This window comes from Geodermatophilus telluris, from assembly GCF_900102745.1.
In the GTDB taxonomy this organism is placed as follows: domain Bacteria; phylum Actinomycetota; class Actinomycetes; order Mycobacteriales; family Geodermatophilaceae; genus Geodermatophilus; species Geodermatophilus telluris.
In genome coordinates this window covers 46031-65037 of the sequence record NZ_FMZF01000006.1, presented here as the reverse complement: position 1 = coordinate 65037, position 19007 = coordinate 46031, and the positions used below count along the sequence as shown (strand labels likewise).

Below are 19007 nucleotides of genomic sequence, written 5' to 3'. Positions count from 1 at the left end.
GGTCACTCGTCCTGCGCGCTCACCGCAGACGTCCACAGCCACGTCGGTCCGGCCCCGGATGCGAAGTCCGCCGACGAGCAGAGTGCTGTTGCCGGTCGCGCAGACGTGTCATGGTTCCGCTGCACGACGCCGAGAGTGACACACCAGGCTCGGTCGTTCCCTCCCGGTGCACGCAGCCCACTCGACCCGCCTGCCGCCGCCCCTGCCGACGACACGACCTGGAGGCCCCCGTGCCGTACACGTTCGACCGCATCGACCCCGCGACGACGGCCATGGTCGTCGTCGACATGCAGAACGACTTCGTCGCCGACGGTGCGGCGCTGCAGTCCAAGCAGGCTCTGGCGATGGCCGGCGAGCTGGCGCAGACGCTCGCGTTCTGCCGGGACCACGGGATCCGCGTGATCTACACGGCTCACGTCCACCGCGAGGACGGCTCGGACATGGGCCTGTACGACGACCTCTACCCGCCGATCGACCAGCGGGCCGCCCTCGTCGACGGCACCCCGGGAGCGGAGATCTTCCCGGCTCTGGCCCCGGCGCCCGGCGAGCACGTCATCAAGAAGCACCGCTACAGCGGCTTCTTCGCCACGGACCTGGACCTGATCCTGCGCGAGTGGGGCGTCGACACGGTCGTCGTCTCCGGGACCACCACGGAGAACTGCTGTCACGCGACCGCACGTGACGCCATGTTCCACAACTACAAGGTGGCGTTCCTCTCCGACGCCACGGGCACGTTCGACTACCCCGACGTCGGATGGGGTGCCATGTCCGCCGACGACGTGCACCGCGCCACCCTCTCCATCCTCGCGTTCTCCACCGCTCACGTCATGACCGCGGAGCACTTCCGCCGGCTCGTGGCGGGGCCGAGCAGCGAGTAGCGACGCGTCTCGTCCCCTCGGACACGTCGAGCGGAGCCGCCCGGCACACCCCCTCCGTCTCGGGCGGCTCCGCACACCTGCCGCCGGGCACGCCCCTCAACGGCTCGGGCTGCGCGTCAGGGTCGGACTGCCACGGCCGGCACCCGTGCCACGCCGACGTCGGTCAGCGGTCCGGGGCGGTGCTGACCTGCTGCGGTGTGCCCGTGGCCACGAGCTGCCCGCCGCCAGCGTGATGCTCACCTGGGGTGTCCGCCTCGAGGTCGTCCAGATGTCCTCGGTCACTCGTCGGTCGCCATCACCGGCGACATCCGCGGTCACGTCTCCCTCGACATCGCCCGCCGAGCCGTGGACACACCCGGCGACCGCGGCCACCGGCCAGGGCCAGCACGGGGTCGGCTCGTGGTGGTCAACCGCCGCGAGAGAGCAGTCAGGGGCCGTTCCGGATCTCTCCGGACACGGCCCCTGAGCTGCGGTTCTCCGCTGTCGGGCTGACAGGGTTTGAACCTGCGACCCCGTGACCCCCAGCCGTCGGCCGAGGGTTCGTGCAGGTTCGTCTCAGTCCATGTGCCCAGGTCAGCTGGTACACGGGACGGCAGCGGACACGAGTGAACAGCCCCGGCCCTGGTCCAATGGTGGTCAAGATGGTGGTCAAGGATCGCCACGCCCACCTGCACGAGGGCATCTGGTGCACCCGCCTCTGCCCGTCGCGGAGCGTGACGGTGTCTCGGAGGGTCCTGCAGTATCAGGCCGCCACGTGCGCGGACGTGGCGCCGCCTCCGGGACCGGGCGTCCCTGCGCGGACCGTGGACGGAGGGGGGTCATGGTCGAGCTCGGCCGCGGACGGCGGGGTGCACTGGCCGACTCATCTCGTCGTTGCCGACCTCCGCACCTGCCCCTCAGCGCAGCGAGCCCGGTCGGCGATCCAGCCCTCGGGTATCCACCAGCTCCCGATCGGTGAGGGTCCGCCTGGCGGACAGACTTCCCGGGCTTGGGCAAGCCCCAGGCGCGCTGGACCACCAGAGGTTCGCCGGTGCTGCCCCGGTTGACCCCCACCAACCCGCGGGTGCGCGGCTCCCCGCCGCAGGCGGCGTGCATCCGCGAGCCTGCGGCGCGCAGGCCGCGCGTCCCACGGGCATCGCCGAGGCGGTGGTTCGGATGCCGTGCGCCTCCGGTCTCGCTCAGCGGTGGATGTCGTGCCCCTCCAGCAGGTGCAGCTCCGCCCGGGACGGCAGGCCCTCCCAGTCACCGTCGACGGTGACCGCGAAGGCACCGGCGGCCGCCGCGGTGCGCAGGCGCTGTGCCGGCTCCGCACCGGCGAGCGTGTCGGCCAGCCAGCCGGCGGCGAAGGAGTCGCCCGCGCCCACGGGATCGGTCTCGCGCACCCGGAAGACCGGCGCGTCGAGCACGACGCCGTCGACGACGGCCGTGGCGCCGTCGGCCCCGCACTTCAGCAGGACGCTTGCGGGCCCCATCTCGCTGAGCGCGCGGGCCAACTCGACCGGCGTCCGGCCGGGCACGAGCAGCTGCGCCTCCGCCTCGGTGGCGAAGACGATGTCGGCGCGCTCGACGAGCCATCGGTACTCCGCGGCCGGGTCGCGACCCTGCCAGAGCGACGACCGGTGGTTCAGGTCGAGCGACACCAGGGTCCCGGCCGCGCGAGCCTCACCGACGGCCAGCCGGACCGCCTCTCGCGCCGAAGTGGACAGCGCCGGCGTGATCCCGCTGACGTGAACGGCCGCGGCGGCCCGGACCGCCCCGACGTCGATGTCGGACGGTGCCAGCCGGGCTCCGGCGCCGTCCGCGCGCCGGTAGCTCACCCGTGTGGTGCCACTCGCGCGCCGCTCCTTGAACATCAGCCCGGTCGGCGCATCCGGGTCTACGACCACGCCGGAGACGTCGACGCCCTGTCCGGCGAGGGTCTCCCGGATCAGCGCGCCGAACTCGTCGTCGCCGACCCGTCCGATCCACGCGGCGCGCACACCCAACCGGGCGGCGCCGATGGCGACGGTGCTCTCGGCCCCTGCTATCCGCAGGTCGAGGCTGCGGGCTCGGCGCAGTGGGCCGACCTGGGGAGCCGACAGCGCGGCCATCGTCTCCCCGATCGCGAGCAGTCCCGGGGTCATCGGATCGCCGCCCGCGCGGTCGCGACTGCCGCCACGACCTCCTGCGCCCGTGCCGAGAGACCGTCCTCGCCGTCCAGCAGACCTCCCGTCAGTGCGTTCCCCAGCAGCGGGCTGCCGATGCCGAGCGCGACGGCCCCCGCCGTGACGTACTCGGGGACCTGCTCGAGGCGCACCCCCCCGGTGGGGATGAACGGCACGTCGTCCAGCGGCGCGCGCAGTTCCCGCAGGTAGCGCGGGCCGCCGGCGCTGGCGGGGAACAGCTTGACCGCCGTCGCGCCCGCCCCCCACGCGGTCGTGGCCTCGCTGGCGGTGAACGCACCCGGGTACCAGGACAGCCCCGCGGCGACGACGGCGGCACCGACGGCGGGCACGGTGTCGGGGCACACGACGAACCGGGCTCCTGCATCCGCGGCGGGACCGACCTGCTCGGCGGAGCGGACGGTGCCGACGCCGACGTCCACCCGGTCGCCGAACCGGTCCCGGGTCGCCGTGACGGCAGCCAGCGCGCCCGGGGTGTTCATCGTGATCTCCAGGCAGGTGACCCCGCACTCCACCAGGACGTCGATCACGTCGCCGAGCCGCTGCCCGTCTGCGGCACGGAGGATCGCGACCACCCCGGTGTCCTGCAGCTGGGGGCTCATCGGCCGGCGGGGCGGCGAGGCGGTGGGTGGTCGGCTCATCGGGCGGGACCTCTCTCGTCCGTGCAGGACATGTCCAGTGGCGTGCCGGGCCGTTCGGTCCAGCCGGCGAGCGGGCCGTCGTACGGCGTGGCGGCCGGGCCGGTGACGCCGACGTCGGCGACGAACAGCCGGCCCGCCAGCGGTTCCTGCCGGTGCACCCGCTCGGGCAGGCCGAGCGGGGAGGTGCTGATCACCAGGAGGCGCCCGTCGGCGCCGGCGAAGCAGCAGCTGGTCGGCTGGGACACCGGCAGGTCGACGGCGGTGAGCAGCTCCCCGGTGGGGGCGTAGCGGCGCACCTGCCCGCCACCCCACATGGCCACCCAGAGGCAGCCCTCGTCGTCCGTGCACAGTCCGTCCGGTCCGCCGGCGCCCGGTTCGGCGACGACGAGGGGCCGGCGACTGCCGAGGGTCCCGGAGTCGACGTCGTAGTCGAAGGCCCAGATGGTGGCCGGACCGGAGTCGACCAGGTACAGCACCGTCCCGTCGGGGCTGAAGGCGATGCCGTTGGAGATGGTCAGGCCGCTCAGCAGCCGGGTCACCGTCCCGTCGAGGTCGACCCGGTAGAAGCTGCCGGACCCGGGCGACGCGTCGAACGCCATCGTGCCGGCGAGCAACCGCCCAGCGGGATCGCAGGCAGCGTCGTTCATCCGGGTGCGACCGAGTTCCTCGGTGGACAGGTCGAGGAGGCGGCGGACGGAGCCGTCGGCGGAGAGGTGCGCGAAGCCGTCGTCGGCGGCGAGGACCCATCCCCCGCCGCGGGCCGGCAGGACCGCGCCCACGGTGCCGCCGACGTCCACGACCCCACCGGACTGCAGGGTCCCGCCGCCGGCCAGGGCGCGGTGCACACGGCCGGCCAGCAGGTCGACCCAGAGCAGCTCCTGTCGGTCGGCGTCCCAGACCGGCCCCTCGCCGTGCTCGGTGACCGGCCCGTCGACCGGCCGGGCGATCAGGTCCGCCACGGTTCTCCGTCCTCTCCTGCGTCGAGTGCCACCCACCACCGGCGCGGCCGGCCGGGCGCCACGGTCCACACGTTCCCCGCGGCGGCCGCACGGTCGAGCCGGTCGTAGAAGCCCGAGCTCGGTTCGATCGCCAGCACGTCCCCGGCGGCCAGGTGTCCCCGGTCGAGCCAGATCCCCAGGTACGGCAGGTCGCCGGGGTCCCACGTCAGGCGCAGCCAGCCGCCGTCGGGGTCCACCAGCGCCGCACCGTGCAGCGCGGGCGAGCCCGCCGGGTCGACGTACCACTTGCCGCAGCCCCCCGGCGTCACGAGCCTGCCGGGGTCGACGGTGGCGGCCCACGACCCGGACTCGGGGTCGTCGCCGTCGACACGCAGGACCGACACCTGCTTGGGCAGCACCAACCGCGTGCCGGGGCGCAGCGCGAACTGGGGATGAGCGGCCCAGAGGAGAGGGACCACGCGGTCCCCGGTGACGGTGAGCTCGTAGTCGAGCCGGATCCCGCACGGGGTTCCGGTGACCCGTCGCCGCAGCCGGAAGGGCAGGCTCGCGCCGTCGACGGCGTGCTCCGTGACGTCGCCCGACCAGGGCCGGCACCACAGGTCGCCGTGGTCCCCGACAGCCACTTGCCGGCCGCCCTCGTCCAGGAGGCAGGGGTCGATGCTGGGCAGCATCTCGTCCCAGCCGGCCAGCGGGCCGTCGGTGAAGCGGTCGTCCGGCCCGCCGGGGCGGCGGCCGGGCCGGTCGTCGTCGGCCAGCCACTGCCGTCCCCGGGGATCGGTCAGCCCGGTCAGCCGCGCGCCGTGAGCCAGGTCCACCTCCCAGGTCAGGCCGGCCGGCTCCGATGCGGGTCGGGTCATCCGGTCTGGGCCCGGTCCAGACGGTCCATCAGCGTGGCCATCTGGTCGCCGGCCTCGCCGAGCAGTTGCTCCATCCGCATCTGCGCCGCCACCGCGTCGCCCGACGAGACTGCGTCCACCAGAGCCCCGTGCATGTCGACGGCGTGCGGGGAGATGCCCTCCACGGCCACCTCGCCCGAGCGGGCCTCGAGCGCGGCGGCGACCGTCTTCGAGAGCTGGGCGATCATCGGGTTGCCGGACGCCCGCAACAGAGCCGAGTGAAACACGATGTCCGCGCTCGTCCACGCCCCGACGTCGCCACGTCCGGCTGCCTCCACCATGGCCGCGTACGCCTCGCGCAACTCGCGGACCCCCGTCTCGTCCGCCCTCCGGGCCGCCAGGCCGGCGGCATGGGGTTCGACGGCGGATCGCATCTCCAGCAGCTCCCGGGTCACGGCCGCGTAGTCGCTGCTGCGGATGCGCCAGAGGATGACGTCGTGGTCGAGCACGTCCCAGTCGCTGCTGCCGTGCACCCGCGTGCCCACGTTCTGCCGGGCGGACAGCAGCCCCTTGGCCTCGAGTACGCGCAAGGTCTCACGGACCACGGTCCGAGAGACGCCGTAGCGCTCGCACAGCTCGTCCGGGACCAGCACGGTGCCCTCGGGGATGGCTCCGCTGACGATCTGTGAGCCGAGCTCGTCCACGACGGTGCCGTGCAGTCCGCGCCGCGCCCTCACGCGAACCTCACGCCGAAGCCGCCGTCGACCGCCCAGTCGGCGCCGGTGACGAAGGACGCCGCGTCCGAGGCGAGAAAGCAGGCCACCTGAGCGACCTCGGCGGGAGTGCCGATGCGCCCGAGCGGCTGGACACCGAGCACCCGCTCCTCCTCCCCGAGGCCTCGGCGCTCGGCGAAGTACTCCTCGGCCAGCGCGGTGCGGATGTAGCCGGGCGAGAGAGCGTTCACGCGGATCCCCTTCTCCGCGACCTCGAGCGCGAGGCTGCGGGTGAGCCCGACGAGCCCGGACTTGGCTGCCGCGTAGGGGAACATGCCGCGTTGGGTGAGCCGGGCGTGCAGCGACGCGATGTTGACGATGCTGCCCCGGCCCGCGGCAGACATGGCCGGCAGCACCGCGCGCGAGCACAGCCAGGCACCCTTCAGGTCCACGCCGAACACGTCGTCCCAGTCCTGCTCGGACATGGCCACGGGGTCGAAGTAGGCGTTGCGACCGGCGTTGTTGACCAGCGCCGTGGGCAGGCCCAGCTCCGCCTCGGCAGCCGCCACCCACGCGGCGACGGAGTCGGCGTCGGTGACGTCGGCCGGCTGGAAGAACACCCGGTGCCCCTCGCCGGTCAGCCGCGCGGCCAGCTTCTCGCCTGCCTCCGCCGTGAGGTCGCAGAACGACACCGCGGCCCCCTGACCGACGGCGGCCTCCACGACGGCGGCGCCGATGCCCTGCGCCCCGCCGGTGACCAACACGACCGCCTTGGCCATCGGCGCCGGCACGGTCGTCACCGGGCCTCTGCCGGACGGCGCGGCGCCGCCGGTGGGATGGGCTGCGGTCATGCGGGACTCCCCCCGGAGTACACGAACTGGTTGCGCGGTCGGGTCACTGGGGGATCCCGACCCGCCGCTCGCCGCTGCGGAGCTGCTGGATGACGACGGCGACGACGAGCAAGGTGCCCTTCGCGACGTTCTGCCAGAAGGGGTTGACGCCGAGGAGGGTCATGCCGTTGATGAGCACGCCGAGCAGCAGCACGGCCAGCAGGGTGCTGATGATGCTGCCCTTGCCGCCCTTGAGGGCGGTGCCACCGAGCGCGGCGGCGGTGATCGCCTCCAGCTCCAGGCCTTCGCTGCCGGAGATGGGCTGGCCCGAGCCGGTACGGGCGGTGATGAGGACGCCGGCGATGCCGGCGACCATGCCCGCGAGGGCGAAGATCGCGAGGATGTAGCGGTTGATGTTGATCCCGGCCAGGCGGGCGGCTGCGTCGTTGCCACCGAGGGCGTAGATCTTCCGGCCGATGTCGGTGTACTTGAGCATGACGTGCAGCAGGCCCGCGACGAGCAGCAGGACCCAGATCAGCGTGGGGATGCCGAGGATCGAGCCGCGGGCCAGGAAGATGAAGATCGGGTCGCTCCCGGTGTAGCCCTGGGCACGACCGTTGCTGATCAGCTGCGCGATGCCCTTGAAGGCCGCGAGGGTGGCGAGGGTGGCGATGACCGGGTTCACCCGCCCGTAGACGATGATCGCGCCGTTGACCAGGCCGCAGAGCAGTCCGATCAGCACGGCGCCGGCCAGCCCGAGGACGGCCGTCGACCCCGTGGCGGTGAAGATCATGGCCGACGCGACCGAGGCCAGTCCCGCGACGGATCCCACGGAGATGTCCAGTCCGCCGGCGATGATCACGACCGTCTGGACGACCGCGAGCAGGCCGGAGATGGCCACGGCGGTGCCGATGACGATCAGGTTCGAACCGCGGAAGAAGTCGGCGTTCTGGGAGCCGATCACCAGGATGACGAGGGCCAGGGCGATCAGCAGGCTGACGTTGGTCACGCCGACCGCCTCGAGGACGCGGTGCAGCGGGGAGGGGCGCCTCGCGCTGGGCGTCGTCGCGTCGGCGGCCGCCGTGCTCGTCTGGGCGGGAAGGGGGGCGCGGGTGCCGGTCACCGGGAGGCTCCTTCTGCTGCGTGGTCGGCGATGGCCAGGGCGAGGATGCGTTCCTCGGTGGCCTCGTCGCGGTCGAGTTCGCCGGCGATCCGGCCGTTCTGCATGACGACGATGCGGTCGGAGAGCCCGAGCACCTCGGGCAGCTCCGACGAGATGACGAGCAGGGCCACGCCGCTGGCGGCGAGCTCGTCGATGATCGCGTAGATCTCCGCCTTCGCGCCGACGTCGACGCCCCGGGTGGGCTCGTCGAGGATCAGGACGTCCGGGCGGCGGGCCAGCCAGCGGGCCAGCACGACCTTCTGCTGGTTGCCACCGGAGAGCTTGCGGATCTGCTGTTCCGGGCTGGGAGTGCGCACCCGGAGTTGCTCCACGTACCGGTCGACCAGCTCCCGCTCCGCTCGCGTTCTGACGAAGCGCAGCCGGGAGAGCCGGTCGAGCACCGCGAGGGAGAGGTTGTCCCGCACGGTGCGGTGCATCAGCAGCGCGTCGGCCTTGCGCTCCTCGGGCGCGAAGCCGATGCCGGCGGCGACGGCGTCGCCGGGGGTGCGCAACCGCAGGGGCCGGCCGTTGACCACGACCTGGCCGCCGCGCAGCGGCACGTCGCCGACCACGGCGCGGGCGAGTTCCGAGCGCCCGGCACCGACCAGTCCGGCGAGGCCGACGACCTCGCCGGCGTGCACGACCAGGTCGACGTCGGAGACGTCGTCGCTGGTCACGCCGCGCAGCTCCAGCACCGGTCGGCGGGACTCCGTGGAGGCCACGGGTTGGTCGGCCGCCCCGGTGTGCCTCCGCTGGAACATGGAGGAGAGGTCGCGGCCGACCATCATGCGGACCAGTTCCTCCTCGTCGGTCTCCGCGGCCGGACGGACGCCGATCAGCCGCCCGTCGCGGAGCACGGCGATGCGGTCGGCCAGCTCGAAGATCTCCTTCATCCGGTGCGACACGTAGACGATCGCCACGCCGCTCTCCCGGAGTTCCCGGATCAGGCGGAAGAGGGACTCGGTCTCGGCGTCGGACAGCGACGACGTCGGCTCGTCGAAGGCGAGCACCGCGGTGTCGCTGGTCAGCGCCCGCAGGATCTCGATGAGCTGACGCTGCGCGGCGGACAGCCGGCTGCCGAGGGTGTCGGGGTCGATGGCGCCGGTGAAGCCGGTCCGCTCCAGGTCTGCGCGGACCCGCTCGCGCAGCGCCCGGCGGTTGAACCGGCGAGCCGTGGCGGGCAGCCGGCCGATGTAGACGTTCTCGGCCACCGAGACGTGCGGGACGATCTCGGGCTCCTGGTAGATGACGCGGACCCCGGCGGCCATGGCGTCGGCCGGCGAGGAGAAGGTCACCGGTTCCCCGTGCATCCGGAGGGTCCCCGTGTCCGGCGGCTGGTCCCCGGAGAGGATCTTCAGCAGGGTCGACTTCCCGGCCCCGTTCTCACCCATGAGGGCCAGGACCTCGCCGGGTCGGATCTCCAGGGTCACGTCGGTGAGCGCATGCACGCCGGCGAAGGACTTGCCGATCCCCTCGGCGACCAGCGTCGGGGGTGTGGAGGTGGTGGTCACGTGCTCTCCCTGCCCGGTGCGAGCGGGTGGACGGTGGGTGGGCTGGTGGAGGGGGTGGTGGAGGGGGTGGGACCCGGCAGCGCCCGGGAGGTCGGGCGCCGCCGGGAACCGGTCAGGTGCAGACGACGCCGGCATCCTCGTAGTTGTCGGCGGTGACGATCTCCGTGTTCGCGAACGTCTCGGCGGGCAGGTCCTCGCCGTCCTGCAGCGCCTGCACCATCTCCTCGACGGCGGTGCGGCCCACCTCGGCGCCGGAGATGAACAGCGCCGACCTCATGCCGGTCGCCTCACCGGCCGCCCACGGCTTGCAGGCGAGGTAGGCACCGAGCCCGACGCCGTTGATGTCGTCGGGAGACACGCCGCTGTTCTGCAGGGCGGTCACGACCCCGTCGACGTTCTCGTCGTTGCAGCCCCAGACGATCCAGTGCTTCACACCCGGGTTGGCGGTGATCACGGCACCGGCCTCGTCCTGCGCACCAGTGGCGGAGTTGTCGGTCCCGACGTCGATGACCTCGACCTCGCCGCCGCCGTTCGCCTCGAAGGTGCTCCTGGCCCCCTGCACGCGGTCGGCGCAGACCGACAGGTCCTGCTTGTAGGCCGAGATGACGCGCGTGTCCGCCGCGTTCCAGCCGGACTCGGTGAACAGGCGGGCGGCTTCCTCACCCACTGCCTCGCCCATCTGGGTGCCGTTGAAGCCGACGAACGGCACGGCGTTGCCGGAGCCGTCCTCGATGCTGTCGTCACTCGCCAGCAGCGGCACGCCCGCGTTGGTCGCCGCCTGGGCGACGGTGGGCCCGATCTGCTGGTCGGGGACGACGATGATGATCCCGTCCACTCCGCGGGCGACCTCGGTGTCGATCGCGCTGATGGCCTTGTTCGCGTCCGTACCGACGTCGACGACGTCGAGCTCCACGCCGAGCTCGTCGGCCGCCTCCTGGGCGCCCTGCGCCTGGTCGACGAAGTACTGCTGATCGCCCTGCTTCTGGATGTAGGCGATGCGCAGCGCGCCGTCGTCGGAACCACCGCCAGAACCGCCACCGGAGCCGGCCTCCTGGCCGGAGGAGCACGCGGACAGGACTGTCGCCAGTGCCAGGCCGGCGACGACCGAGGCGCGCGCCAGGGGGCGGCGCCGGGTTGAGGACAGCATCTTCACTCCATCTCCGAGCCTGCGGCCCAGGTCACAACATTTATGCTATTTTCATACCAATGTGTGCGGCGGAGTGTCAACTACGCCACACTGAGTCGGCCTCCGTCCCGAGCAGGACCGGAGGCGTGGTCCGGCGCCGGCAGAGTGCAGAGGGGACGGTTCGTGAAGATCACCCGCCTGGAGACGTTCCTCGTCCCACCCCGCTGGCTGTTCTTGCGCGTGGAGACCGACGAGGGAGTGGTGGGCTGGGGCGAGCCGGTCGTCGAGGGCCGCGCGCACACGGTGGCGGCCGCTGTCGACGAGCTGGCCGACGACCTCGTCGGCGCGGAGGCGTCCCGCATCGAGGACCTGTGGCAGACGATGACCCGCGGTGGCTTCTACCGCGGCGGCCCGATCCTCTCCAGTGCCGTCGCCGGTATCGACCAGGCCCTGTGGGACATCAAGGGCAAGGCGCTCGGTGTCCCGGTGCACGACCTCCTGGGCGGGCCGGTGCGCGATCGCGTGCGGATGTACGGCTGGGTCGGCGGGGACGAGCCCGCCGAGGTCGCGGCCGGGGCGGCCGAACGGGTGGCGGCGGGGTACACGGCCGTGAAGATGAACGCCGGCGGTCGCCTGCGCTCACTGGAGTCCGTGAGCGAGATCCGGGCCGTCGTCGACCGCGTGGCCGCGGTGCGGGAGGTGCTCGGTCCGGATCGAGACGTCGCCGTCGACTTCCACGGCCGGGTCTCCCCCGCCCTCGCTCGCGTGCTCTGCCAGGAGCTCGAGCCGCTGCGACCGCTCTTCGTCGAGGAACCCGTGGTACCCGAGCTCCTCACCGAGCTGTCGCGGATCTGTGCCTCGACGACGGTGCCGATCGCGACCGGGGAGCGGCTGTACTCGCGGTGGGATTTCCGCACGGCGCTCGACAGCGGGATCGCCGTCGTCCAGCCGGACCTGTCCCACGCCGGCGGGATCTCCGAGTGCCGGCGCATCGCCGCGCTCGCCGAGACCTACGGCGTGGCCCTCGCACCCCACTGCCCCCTGGGGCCGATCGCGCTGGCGGCCTGCCTGCAGGTGGACCTGGCCAGCCCCAACGCGCTGATCCAGGAAACCAGCCTCGGCATCCACTACAACGTCGGCGCCGACACCCTCGACCACCTGCTCGACCCGTCGGTGTTCGAGTTGCGGGACGGCTTCGTCGAACGGCTGACCGCCCCGGGCCTGGGGATCGAGGTGGACGAGCAAGCGGTGCGCACCGCGGCGGCCACGGGCCACCGGTGGCGGTCCCCCGTCTGGCGGCACGCCGACGGCAGCCTCGCCGAGTGGTGAGGCGAGGTCAGGCGATCCCACCGACTCCTCACCTGTCCAGTCCGAGCAGGCCGGCGGCGGCGCCTCCGCGGATGGCGTCGGTGGTGGCGACGTCGAGGCCGGCCTCCAGCCGACCGACGGGGTCCTCGACGCCCGTGTCGCGGGGGAGGTCGCTGCCCAGCGTCACCTGGATGGGACGCATGACGTCGACGAGGTGGTGCAGCTGACCGGGCGGGTGGACGAGCGAGTCGACCCCGGTGCACCGCGGCAGCTGCTCGGTGGTGTGCGCGTCCGGCCGGCCTGACCATGCATGGCCGGCGCGCATGACGTAGCCGGCGAGGTAGCCGCTGTCGCACGCCGACCGGATCCGCAGCCGCGGATGGCGCTCGAGCAGGCCGGCGAAGACGGTTCGCAACAGCGCCAGCGCCGCCCCGGTCGGGTGCCCGACCGAATGGGACGAGTTGTGGGCGTCCAGTCGCTCCCCCAGCGCCCAGCCCTCCGGGTGGATGAGCACCGCGGTGTCCAGCTCCTCGGCGGCGGCCCAGGAGTCGGCCACAGTCGGATCGTCGAGCTCGACCCCCGGCCCGGCCGGGGTGGAGATGCGCTCCCCGCGCACTCCGTGTCCGCGCAGCGCGGGCTCGAGTTGTTCCACAGCCGGCTCCGATCTCCAGTCGTCCTCAGGTGACCGCCGGCGGGCATCGCAGACCGCCGGCGGTCGAGGGCAGGTGGCTCGGGTCAGGCCGACGCGCGGTCCCGGACGGGGTCGACCGCCAGGGCGAAGACCAGCCCACCGAGTGCGAGCACGAGCCCGAAGACGAGGAAGGATGCGGTGTAGCCGCTCCCCGGGGCGACCCCGGTGTCGATGAGACGACCGGCGATGAGCGGACTGATGACGCCGGCTGCTGCGGACGCCACGGTGATCATGGCCAGCGCACCGGCTCGGTGGGCCGCCTCGAACAGTTCCGACACGACCGGGAAGGTGACGGTGTTGACCGTGACCGAGAAGCCGTAGCCGAGGATGACTGCGGCGACCGCTACGACGGGGGCGTCCAGTAGCGGGATCGCGGCGAGCACGAGACCTGACGCCAGGAGGCAGATGCCGCCGACCCGACCGCGGCCGACACGCGCAGGGGCGCCGCGGCGCATGATCCGGTCGCCCAGTCCGCCGATGAGGAACAGTGCACCGAGCCCGGCGACGCTGGGGAGTGCGAACAGCGTGCCGGAGGCGGCAGCGGAGAAGCCGAGCGCGTTCTGGAAGTAGGACGGCAGCCAGGTGAAGACGACCGCGGCCAATGCGCCCTGGGCGAAGGTGGCGAACAGGCAGGCGAGCATGGTCGGGGTGAGCAGCCCGCGCATCCAGCTGCGATCGCTGCGCGCCGGAGCGGTCGGGTCGGTGCCGGCGTGCGGGCCCGTCCGACCGAGGAAGTACCACACGGTCAGCCACACCAGGGCAACGACACCGATGGCGACGAACCCGATCCGCCAGCCGAGAGTGACCACCAGCAGGGAGATGACCGGCAAGAGGGCGATCTTGGAGAACGACGCGCCGCTGGTGATGATGGCGGCGGGTAGGCCTCGTCGGCTGGCAGGGAACCAGGAGTAGGCGGCGGTGTGAGCCAGCGGTACGGCCGGGCCCTCGGCGGTACCGACCACGACCCGGCTCGCGATGAGCATCAGGGCGCCCCCTGCCAGGGCTGCTGGGATCTGACCGAGGGCGATCAACGCGCCACAGCCCAGGAGCACCGCACGGGTCGACACCCGACGCCCGGACAGCGCGATCGCCAGGCAACTGACCATGGTGAGGAGATAGGTCGCGCTGCTGATCAGCCCGTAGGTCGTCGCGGACATGCCGAACTCGGTGCGGATGGGAGTGGCGACCAGGCCGAGCAGGCCCTTGTCCAAGAACACCAGGACGTGCGCGCCGGCGGCGGCGGCGGTCACCGCCCAGGGCATCCATGCTCGGCCGGTGTCGGTGGTGCCGTCCGCAGGAGGACGGCTCAGGTCGGTCGTCATCGGGTACTCCTCATCGAGAGCCACGGGTCCGGGTCATCCCGGCCACGGATTGAGTGCGGTGCGAGCTGGTGCGCGAGCAGGACTGCTCAGGGCGAAGGCGCGAGCTGCGCGCCGCCGCACACGTGCAGGACCTCGCCGGTGATGAAGCCGGCTCCGGGCGAGGCCAGGAACCCGACTGCTTCGGCGATGTCGTCCGGAGTGGCGAATCGCCCCATCGGGGTCATCGCCAGGTGCTTGGCCTCGAAGGCCGCGTACTCGGCTTCGGTGCGTCCAGTCCGGGTGAACGGTGTGGCGACCATGCTCGGAGCGACCGCGTTGACGGTCACGCCCAGCGGCGCGAACTCCAGGGCCAGCGAGCGGGTCAGCCCCACGACCGCCGCCTTGGACGTCACGTAGGCCACCGGCCCCCCGGAGAGCCAGGTACGCGAGGTGATGTTGACGACCCGCCCACCGGTGCCGGTGCTACGCCACAGGCCCGCGGCGGCCCGACACAACGCGGTCGGTCCCCAGACGTTGACCGCCATCACGCGCTCCCAGGCCTCCCGCTGCAAGGAGTCCAGCTCGCGAGGCGCGGTGACCGCGGCGTTGTTGACCACGACGTCGATGCGGCCGAACCGCTCACCCACGTCGTTGACGAACGCCTCGACCGAGGCGTCGTCGGCCACGTCGAGCTCGTGAGCCTGTGCACGGTCGATGCGGTCGGCCTGCGTGCGGGCGCCGTCGAGGTCGCGGTCGGCCAGCAGCACCACGTCGGCCGACGCGCTCAGGTGGGCCCCGATGGCCGCGCCGAGCCCGCCGGCGCCGCCGGTGACCACGGCGACCCGCTCGGCCCTCATGCCGTCACCATCGCGGGCTCGGCCCGGTCCAGGACCTCGAGTCCTCGACGCAGCGCCTCGACCGGAGCGAGGTCGGCAGTGAAGTCCTCGAGCGAGAGCCAGCCTCGGTAGCCGCCGCGGTGCAGTGCCCGGCGCAGGGCGACGACGTCGAGCAGGCCGTCGTCCATCGGAGACCACTGCAAGACCCAGGGGATGCCGGGCTCGGAGGGAACGTAACGGGCGTTCTTGACGTGTACGTGTGCCAGGTGGGCGCCCAGGAGCTCGATCGCGGTGTCGTGGTCCTCGTACCCCTCCACCAGCAGGTTCCCGGCGTCGTAGATCGCACCGATCAGAGCGGGGTCAGCCCCGTCGAGGATCCGGGCGGTCAGCGAAGCGCTCGGGCAGATCGAGCGCTGGTGCAGCTCGAGCAGCGCCCGCACTCCGTGTCGCGAGGTGATCCTCTCCAGCTCGTCGACGAACCGACGGGCGGCCTGCGCCTGCTCCGACCACGCCGTCCCATCGCGCCACGGCGCCCGGAAACGGAACCAGCCGACGCCGGCCTCAGCCGCGGCGGCGGCTGCGCGACGAGCAGTCGCCACGTCGCCGGTGTCGACATAGGTGTCCAGGCCGACGACCTCGAGTCCGGCCCGGCGACACCGTTCCACGGTTCTGGCGACGTCCTCGAAACGCAGGGTGCACCGGTTGTCGGTGAAGACGTCGGACCCTGCACCCGGCCCACGATCGTCGACCCGCCACTCGATCCCGGTCGCACCCGAGCGCAGGACCGTCTCGATCGCTTCCTCCGGGGTGTGCCCGAAGAGCATGATCGAGCACACGCCCAGAGGGTTCACGGTCACGTCACCGTCGTTGTCAGCCACGTCACAAGTGAACGGTGGCGCCCGTCGCCCCGTCCAAGACCAGGTACGACACCCTGGCCATACCCGCTGGGCATGGCCCGCCCGTGCGACGACACTGGAGCGGTGGAGCTCCGCCACATGCGCTACGTCCTGGCCGTCGCCCGTCACGGGTCCTTCGGCAGGGCAGCGGAGGCGTTGCTGATCGCCCAGCCCTCGCTCAGCCGTCAGGTCCGTGACGTCGAGAAGGAGCTGGGCGAAGAACTGTTCGTTCGCGGAGCGAGCGGGGCCACGGTCACCGCGGCCGGGCGGGTGTTCGTCGCTCACGCTCGGCAGGTGGTGGCCATGGCAGATTCGATCGGGGAGGTGGTGCGGGCCGAGACGCCGCCGCGCGAGCTCGTCCAGATCGGTCTACCCCCCGGTCTGTCGACCGAGTGGACGTCCGAGGTCGCGCGCGGACTGCTGCGCCACGTTCCCGGCGCTGATGTGCGATTCGTCGAGGCCGGGAGCGCCGAGCAACTACGACTGCTCACCCAGGGGCGCTTGGACGTGGCCGTGGTCCATCAGCTCCCGCCGGCTGACACCTGGTCCGCCCTGCTCGCGAGCGACCCACTGGGTGTTGCCGTGCGCCCGGACCACCCGCTCGCCAGCGCCGCCTCCTACCGGCTCGCCGACCTCGACCAGCTGCGGGTCCTGGTCCACTCCCGCGACCAGATCCCCACCCAACAGGACGGGATACTGGCCGCCGCGAGTTCGTCCGGCATCAGCCCGGTGTGGATCTTCGCCCGGTTCGTCGAGCACTCGCGGGCCTGCGCCGAGGCCGCGGAGGCCGACGCGGTGCTGGTGAGCTCGCACACCGCGGTGCGACAGTTGCCCGACTGGGCGTGGCGTCCGGTCCAGGACCTCGGTCAGCCCATGAACACCTGGGTGGTCCGGCGCAACGACGCCCGCGACGTCGTCGCGCTGGTGATCGGCGTGGTCAGGGCGTCCAGAACTCGACTGGATGCCGAGTCCCAGACTCGACCGGATGCCGAGTCCCAGCGCGAGGACTGATGCGCGTCGGCGTCCTCACGCGAGACTCACCCGAACGCCGGTCCACCAGGCAGGTGCGGTCGTCCACGCGGCGGGGTCGCCCTCGACGTGGACGTGGCGAGCACGACCGTGCTCGCCACGCGGATGTCGCACGTCGGCCGGGGATGACCCACCGCTGATGCTGGAGAAGCAGTGATCCGCGCTGGTGTCGCTGCGTCAAACTGCCAGGTGTGGCGATGATCGTGCTGGTCGGTTTCATGGGAGCGGGCAAGACGACGGTCGGGCACGTCCTGGCCGAGCGGCTGGGCACGCCCTTCGTCGACAGCGACGTCTACATCGAGCAGCAACTCGGCCGCAGCATCGTCGACGTCTTCGCCGCTGAGGGAGAAGAGCACTTCCGGGAGATCGAGCACCGGTCGATCAACGAGTTGGTCCGTGGCTCCGACGCGGTCCTGGCGCTCGGCGGCGGCGCCCTGGGGGATCCGCGGACACGAGCCATCCTGCGCAAGACCACCGTCGTGTACCTACGGGTCGACTACGACGAGGCCCTGTCGAGAGTCCACCAGGACCTGTTCCGCCCCATGCTGCAGCGCGCCGATCTCGACCAGACCTACTCAAGGCGCCTGCAGGCCTATGCCGAGGTCGCAGCGATACAGGTGGACACGAACGGACGCCGTCCCGACGCCGTCGCCCTGGACGTCCTGAGGGAGCTCACCCGCCTGCCCAGCACTCCACCGGGGACCTCCAACATCCTCGTGACTCCCGTCGGCGGCACCTACTACGCGCATGTCGGCAGGCAACTGCTCGACCTGGCGGGCACCTTGTTGCCCACCTCGACGGACATCGAGCAGGCGGTCATCGTGGAATCCGATCGGGACACGAGCACGGCCGACCGCGTGGCCGCAAGCGTCACCGCCCAGGGCATCTCGGTCACACGAGTGCCGGTTCCGGACACGGAGGCGGACAAGGATCTCGCCGCGGTCGGGTATGTCGCCGATCAGTTGGCCGACGTCGCGCTGCACACGAACGACCTGGTCGTGGCTGTGGGCGGGGAGCCGGTCTGCGACCTCGCCGGATTCGTCGCCGCCACCTTCAACAGAGGCACCCGACTGGCCCTGGTGCCCACCACGCTCGTCGCCCAGGCCGATTCCGCCATCGGTGGCAAGAACGCGATCAACATGCCCCAGGGGCGCAATCTCATGGGGACGATCCACCAACCCACGGTCGTCATCGCCGACGTCACCACCGCATGTGCCAACGTGGAGCGTGGCTTCCGAGCCGGATTGTCCGAGATCGCCAAACACGCGCTGATCAGCCGGAGCGACCTGCTCCACGTTCTCGAAGAATCATCCGAAGGCGCCTGTTCAGCCGACGTCGACGCTGTGCACCAGCTCGTCAGCCGCAGTGTCGAGATCAAGGCCGACATCGTCAGTCGGGACGAGCGCGCGACGGCGGAGCGGATCGTCCTCAACTACGGCCACACCTTCGGTCACGCGATGGATCTGGTGACAGGGCAACAGGAGGACCAGGGTCAGTCGGTGTCGCTGGGCATGATGGCCGCCGCCCATCTCGCCCGCCGCCAGGGACGCGTTGGCGACGACGTGGTCGACCGGCACCGGCACCTCCTGTCCAGGCTGGGCCTGCCGACCTCGGGGCACTTCGACCTGGAAGCCATGCAACGTGCGTGGCTGCGGGACAAGAAGTACCGGCACGGGGTCCGCTTCGTCGTCCTCAACGGCTTGGGCCGAGCCGAGACGGGGGTCACCGCCTCGACCGACATGCTGGCGGACGTGCTGGACGACCTGGCGAGGCGCTGACGCGCGAAGCGGCGACGCCTTCGACCGGTAGCCCACCGCGCTACGACACCGAGCGGCCCATCTCTCCGTCACCGCCGGACCGGCCACACGGAGCCGCCGCGGGCCTCGACGCGGCGCCCGCCGCAGTCCGTCGTGGCCAGCTCAGGGTCGGCTGACGGTGACCAGGATGGTGGTCACACCGTCCCGACAAGCCGTCAGGGGCCGTTCCGGATCTCTCCGGACACGGCCCCTGAGCTGCGGTTTCCCGCTGTCGGGCTGACAGGATTTGAACCTGCGACCCCTTGACCCCCAGTCAAGTGCGCTACCAAGCTGCGCTACAGCCCGAGCGCCGGGCGGCTCGCACCGCCCGA

Annotated in this window: 16 protein-coding genes, 1 tRNA gene and 2 pseudogenes; 4 read left to right on the top strand and 15 right to left on the bottom strand. The window is 72.1% G+C overall.

Annotation, left to right across the window (positions count from 1 at the left end; translation table 11 throughout):
• The first annotated feature begins 230 nt into the window (after positions 1-230).
• Positions 231-878 (top strand): cysteine hydrolase family protein, encoded by a 648-nt coding sequence (locus BLQ97_RS18175; RefSeq protein ID WP_091367447.1) that lies wholly within the window; start codon positions 231-233, stop codon positions 876-878.
• Between the two features lie 1178 nt (positions 879-2056).
• Here BLQ97_RS18175 and BLQ97_RS18170 read toward each other — a convergent pair.
• The 10 genes and pseudogenes from BLQ97_RS18170 to BLQ97_RS18125 all read right to left on the bottom strand — a co-directional run bounded on the left by BLQ97_RS18170 (position 2057) and on the right by BLQ97_RS18125 (position 10839).
• Entirely contained in the window at positions 2057-3001 is a 945-nt protein-coding gene (locus tag BLQ97_RS18170) for a sugar kinase (protein ID WP_091367446.1), read from the bottom strand.
• Positions 2998-3681: a bifunctional 4-hydroxy-2-oxoglutarate aldolase/2-dehydro-3-deoxy-phosphogluconate aldolase gene (locus BLQ97_RS18165; RefSeq protein WP_217637258.1), complete on the bottom strand. Its 684-nt coding sequence runs from the start codon at positions 3679-3681 to the stop codon at positions 2998-3000. The genes BLQ97_RS18170 and BLQ97_RS18165 overlap by 4 nt, the downstream gene beginning before the upstream one ends.
• A complete protein-coding gene (locus BLQ97_RS18160; protein ID WP_091367444.1) occupies positions 3678-4640 on the bottom strand; it encodes an SMP-30/gluconolactonase/LRE family protein in 963 nt (320 codons plus the stop codon). The genes BLQ97_RS18165 and BLQ97_RS18160 overlap by 4 nt, the downstream gene beginning before the upstream one ends.
• Entirely contained in the window at positions 4628-5497 is an 870-nt protein-coding gene (locus tag BLQ97_RS18155; protein ID WP_091367443.1) for an aldose epimerase family protein, read from the bottom strand. Before BLQ97_RS18155 ends, BLQ97_RS18160 begins: the two co-directional genes overlap by 13 nt.
• The gene (locus tag BLQ97_RS23455) at positions 5494-6180 is read right to left on the bottom strand and encodes a FadR/GntR family transcriptional regulator (RefSeq protein ID WP_175471814.1); all 687 of its coding nucleotides are present in this window, start codon (positions 6178-6180) and stop codon (positions 5494-5496) included. The genes BLQ97_RS18155 and BLQ97_RS23455 overlap by 4 nt, the downstream gene beginning before the upstream one ends.
• 29 nt (positions 6181-6209) lie before the next feature.
• The gene (locus BLQ97_RS18140; RefSeq protein WP_217637257.1) at positions 6210-6989 is read right to left on the bottom strand and encodes an SDR family oxidoreductase; all 780 of its coding nucleotides are present in this window, start codon (positions 6987-6989) and stop codon (positions 6210-6212) included.
• A gap of 94 nt (positions 6990-7083) precedes the next feature.
• Positions 7084-8142: an ABC transporter permease gene (locus BLQ97_RS18135; protein WP_211297276.1), complete on the bottom strand. Its 1059-nt coding sequence runs from the start codon at positions 8140-8142 to the stop codon at positions 7084-7086.
• Positions 8139-8828 (bottom strand): annotated as a pseudogene (locus tag BLQ97_RS24465) (ATP-binding cassette domain-containing protein); the annotation flags it as partial. The pseudogene BLQ97_RS24465 and the gene BLQ97_RS18135, both read right to left, overlap by 4 nt.
• 348 nt (positions 8829-9176) lie before the next feature.
• Positions 9177-9608 (bottom strand): annotated as a pseudogene (locus BLQ97_RS24460) (ATP-binding cassette domain-containing protein); the annotation flags it as partial.
• 196 nt (positions 9609-9804) lie between these two features.
• Entirely contained in the window at positions 9805-10839 is a 1035-nt protein-coding gene (locus tag BLQ97_RS18125; RefSeq protein WP_091367441.1) for an arabinose ABC transporter substrate-binding protein, read from the bottom strand.
• A gap of 162 nt (positions 10840-11001) precedes the next feature.
• On the opposite strand from BLQ97_RS18125, the gene dgoD reads away from it, so the two are divergent.
• Positions 11002-12147 carry a galactonate dehydratase gene (dgoD, locus tag BLQ97_RS18120; RefSeq protein ID WP_091367440.1) on the top strand — a complete coding sequence of 382 codons (1146 nt, stop codon included), beginning with the start codon at positions 11002-11004 and terminating at the stop codon, positions 12145-12147.
• A 28-nt stretch (positions 12148-12175) separates the two neighbouring features.
• Here the strand turns inward: dgoD and BLQ97_RS23450 are convergent, their stop codons facing one another.
• The 4 genes from BLQ97_RS23450 to BLQ97_RS18100 all read right to left on the bottom strand — a co-directional run bounded on the left by BLQ97_RS23450 (position 12176) and on the right by BLQ97_RS18100 (position 15832).
• Positions 12176-12778 (bottom strand): amidohydrolase family protein, encoded by a 603-nt coding sequence (locus tag BLQ97_RS23450; RefSeq protein ID WP_175471813.1) that lies wholly within the window; start codon positions 12776-12778, stop codon positions 12176-12178.
• An 83-nt stretch (positions 12779-12861) separates the two neighbouring features.
• On the bottom strand, positions 12862-14139 hold the full coding sequence (locus BLQ97_RS18110) for an MFS transporter (RefSeq protein WP_139173746.1): 1278 nt from the start codon (positions 14137-14139) through the stop codon (positions 12862-12864).
• 86 nt (positions 14140-14225) lie between these two features.
• Positions 14226-14975, bottom strand: a complete 750-nt coding sequence (locus BLQ97_RS18105) for an SDR family NAD(P)-dependent oxidoreductase (RefSeq protein ID WP_091367438.1) — start codon at positions 14973-14975, stop codon at positions 14226-14228.
• A complete protein-coding gene (locus BLQ97_RS18100; RefSeq protein WP_139173745.1) occupies positions 14972-15832 on the bottom strand; it encodes a sugar phosphate isomerase/epimerase family protein in 861 nt (286 codons plus the stop codon). The genes BLQ97_RS18105 and BLQ97_RS18100 overlap by 4 nt, the downstream gene beginning before the upstream one ends.
• A 102-nt stretch (positions 15833-15934) precedes the next feature.
• Between BLQ97_RS18100 and BLQ97_RS18095 the strand changes: the two genes are divergently transcribed.
• Both BLQ97_RS18095 and BLQ97_RS18090 read left to right on the top strand, forming a co-directional pair.
• Complete coding sequence (locus BLQ97_RS18095) at positions 15935-16861, top strand: LysR family transcriptional regulator (RefSeq protein WP_091367436.1); 927 nt, start codon at positions 15935-15937, stop codon at positions 16859-16861.
• Between the two features lie 215 nt (positions 16862-17076).
• Entirely contained in the window at positions 17077-18657 is a 1581-nt protein-coding gene (locus tag BLQ97_RS18090; protein ID WP_091367435.1) for a bifunctional shikimate kinase/3-dehydroquinate synthase, read from the top strand.
• A 250-nt stretch (positions 18658-18907) separates the two neighbouring features.
• Here the strand turns inward: BLQ97_RS18090 and BLQ97_RS18085 are convergent.
• Positions 18908-18981: transfer RNA gene (locus BLQ97_RS18085), tRNA-Pro, on the bottom strand.
• Positions 18982-19007: the final 26 nt, after the last annotated feature.

What these genes read in the sequence shown, in the direction of transcription:
- BLQ97_RS18170 (WP_091367446.1), bottom strand. Translation starts at nt 3,001, where the DNA reads ATGACCCCGGGACTGCTCGCGATCGGGGAGACGATGGCCGCGCTGTCG.
- BLQ97_RS18165 (WP_217637258.1), bottom strand. Translation starts at nt 3,681, where the DNA reads ATGAGCCGACCACCCACCGCCTCGCCGCCCCGCCGGCCGATGAGCCCC.
- BLQ97_RS18155 (WP_091367443.1), bottom strand. Translation starts at nt 5,497, where the DNA reads ATGACCCGACCCGCATCGGAGCCGGCCGGCCTGACCTGGGAGGTGGAC.
- BLQ97_RS18125 (WP_091367441.1), bottom strand. Translation starts at nt 10,839, where the DNA reads ATGCTGTCCTCAACCCGGCGCCGCCCCCTGGCGCGCGCCTCGGTCGTC.
- BLQ97_RS18110 (WP_139173746.1), bottom strand. Translation starts at nt 14,139, where the DNA reads ATGACGACCGACCTGAGCCGTCCTCCTGCGGACGGCACCACCGACACC.
- BLQ97_RS18105 (WP_091367438.1), bottom strand. Translation starts at nt 14,975, where the DNA reads ATGAGGGCCGAGCGGGTCGCCGTGGTCACCGGCGGCGCCGGCGGGCTC.
- BLQ97_RS18090 (WP_091367435.1), top strand. Translation starts at nt 17,077, where the DNA reads ATGATCGTGCTGGTCGGTTTCATGGGAGCGGGCAAGACGACGGTCGGG.